At 57.0% G+C, this 556-nt stretch carries 1 pseudogene; it reads right to left on the reverse strand.

The features are described 5' to 3' along the window. Positions 1–392: pseudogene (locus CFR71_RS16010) on the reverse strand (transposase); the annotation flags it as partial. Between the last annotated feature and the right edge of the window lie 164 nt (positions 393–556).

Here is a 556-nt window from a genome sequence, read left to right on the forward strand (position 1 = left end):
CATACGAAGCGACGCTCCACGATCCAGCGTTTCGGCATGATGATGAAGCCTTCAGCCCGATCGCTGCGCTTGACGATCTCGATCGTCCGTCGGCCACGTTCGACCAGCACACCACGCAACTTCTCGCCAGCATATCCACCCTCACCAATCAGATGGCGCAGCCAAGCGAACAATGAGCGTATTTTGGTTGCTGCCGGCGGCGCACCGTTATGATCCTGAATGTCGGCGGGATGCACGACAGCTGCCACGACATGACACAGCGTGTCGGTCGAGATATGCCGCTCGCGACCCTTGATTTTTTTTGCTCGCGTCATAACCACAGCGGCCGCTGTTGTAGCGGTTTTAACCGACTGGCTGTCAATAACACCCACCGAAGGCGTGGCGTCTTGCCCACTTGTGCTGCTCTGCCACAGCTGGCTAGGCTCGTATCTCGGATTTGAGCATCTGTTAAAGTTCCTTGCTACGGACGGACATGATGCTGTCGTGCCCTCGGTACCCAGCTCTGCCTTTTTCAACCCGATCACCGGTATCATACATAGGCCCGCGTTGTGCAGCC

The organism is Novacetimonas pomaceti (assembly GCF_003207955.1).
In the GTDB taxonomy this organism is placed as follows: domain Bacteria; phylum Pseudomonadota; class Alphaproteobacteria; order Acetobacterales; family Acetobacteraceae; genus Novacetimonas; species Novacetimonas pomaceti.